Source organism: Halorubrum sp. Ea1 (assembly GCF_002252965.1).
Lineage (GTDB): Archaea > Halobacteriota > Halobacteria > Halobacteriales > Haloferacaceae > Halorubrum.
In genome coordinates this window covers 1-1,653 of record NZ_NHPG01000121.1, presented here as the reverse complement: position 1 = coordinate 1,653, position 1,653 = coordinate 1, and the positions used below count along the sequence as shown (strand labels likewise).

The 1,653-nt window shown below is 68.4% G+C and carries 4 protein-coding genes; 1 reads left to right on the top strand and 3 read right to left on the bottom strand.

All coding sequences use genetic code 11. The annotated features are described in order from the left end of the window. On the top strand, positions 1–846 hold an 846-nt coding region (locus tag DJ73_RS15165; RefSeq protein ID WP_141212970.1), incomplete at its 5' end, for a sensor histidine kinase KdpD. On the opposite strand, the gene DJ73_RS21075 is transcribed toward DJ73_RS15165, so the two are convergent. The 3 genes from DJ73_RS21075 to DJ73_RS15155 all read right to left on the bottom strand — a co-directional run. Further along, positions 830–964 (bottom strand): hypothetical protein, encoded by a 135-nt coding sequence (locus tag DJ73_RS21075; protein WP_254921679.1) that lies wholly within the window; start codon positions 962–964, stop codon positions 830–832. The genes DJ73_RS15165 and DJ73_RS21075 overlap by 17 nt on opposite strands. Before the next feature lie 108 nt (positions 965–1,072). Continuing rightward, the gene (locus tag DJ73_RS15160) at positions 1,073–1,372 is read right to left on the bottom strand and encodes a DUF5808 domain-containing protein (protein WP_094524101.1); all 300 of its coding nucleotides are present in this window, start codon (positions 1,370–1,372) and stop codon (positions 1,073–1,075) included. Between the two features lie 89 nt (positions 1,373–1,461). Further along, on the bottom strand, positions 1,462–1,653 hold a 192-nt coding region (locus DJ73_RS15155), incomplete at its 5' end, for a hypothetical protein (RefSeq protein ID WP_141212969.1).

Genomic DNA, 1,653 nt, shown 5'->3' with positions numbered 1-1,653 from the left:
GTGAGCGGGTGGGCGGTCGTCGGCGTCTCCTCGCTGTTCCTCTACGGCGCGCTGACCTACCATCGCCGCCGCGCCGAGGCGGCCCGGCGGGAACTGGAGACCTCGAACCAACAGCTTCAGGTCTTGAGTCGCGTGTTCCGCCACAACATCCGCAACGACCTCAACGTCATCCGCGGCTACGCGGACCTGCTCGCGGACCGCGTCGAGGACGAGCGGAGCCGGGACTGTCTGGAGACGATTCGGACGACGACCGACGACGTCGTCGAGATAAGCGAGAAGCTGCGCGTCATCGAGGAGGCGTCGCCCGACCCGCCCGAGGGGCGGATCGATCTGGTCGAAACCGTCCGGGACGCGGCGGCGGCGGTCGACGGGCCCGACGTGACGATCACGATCGAATCGCCCGCCGAGGCGTGGATCCGTGCGGATCGATCGGTCGAGTATCCCGTCCGCGAGGTGTTCGAGAACGCGGTCACGCACAACGACGGCTCGACGCGTCGGGTCGACGCGCGGGTCGAGAAGGACGGAACGACCACCGCTCTCGAGGTCAAGGACAACGGCCCGGGGATCCCCGACGACGAGCAGGCGGTGTTGCGCGCGGAACAGGAGACGCCGCTCTCGCACGCGAGCAGCATCGGCCTCTGGCTCGTCAAGTGGATGTGCGAGACGCAGGGAGGGACCGTCGGGTTCGAGACGACCGACGACGGGACGACGGTTCGACTCCGCTTCGAGTCCGCGGCGGTCGCGGACCGAACGGGGACGGAGCGATCGACGGGACCGGGAAAAACCGGGGGACTGGACGGGGGCGGCGAGTCCCGGCGAGACGATCCGGTCAGTCGAGTTCGGTGATCGTCACAGCGTACACGGCCCCGCAGTTCCCGCACTCGACGTGGACGCCGCGGCTCGTCTCTCCGCGGGTGAACTCGGAGATCTCCTCCGAGCACGAGCACTCGAACTGAACTCTCATTGTTCCGTTTACGTTGTTCCAGTATTTAAAACACAGCGTCCCGAAATCGATCGTGAGAACTGGTTGCGGGACTCGGTCGTCGCCGCGGGGATCGCGACGGCGGCGCGCTCAGTCGTCGTCGACGATCACTTCGACGGGGCCGTCGTCGGCCTCTCCGTCGAGGCCGCCGTCGCCGTCGCCGCCGGCCGCGGCGGACTGGGTCTGTTGGTAGTAGAGCCCGCCGGCGACCGCGAGGACGACCCACGACCGCCAGTTAGCGAGGTTCAGCGTGTAGCCGATGCCGAACGGCTTCTCCACCAGCATCCCCTTGCCAGGTTGCCAGTACGACGACAGCAGCCGGCCGAGGCTCGGCCGCTCGAAGTTGTACGGGATTCCGAGTATCTCTCCCGAGGACGGTTTGTCTGCCATACCGGCACATCGCTCGCCGGGGATATAAATCGTGGCGGGACCGGCTCCTCGGTCGCGGGCTCGCCGCCGCAGGGGGCCGGCGGACCCGGCTACCGGTACCGCCCGCGCCCCTCCACCGTCCGCAGTCGGTCGAGGACGTCCCCGTCGCCGGCTTCAGCGTAGCCGGCCTCGAACGCCTCGATCAGGGGGTTCGGCTCCGTCGCCGTCGCGCGGACGGACCCCTCGAACACGTGGAGGTCCATCGCGTACCACACCGGCCACGTTGAGGACCACGCGATGGA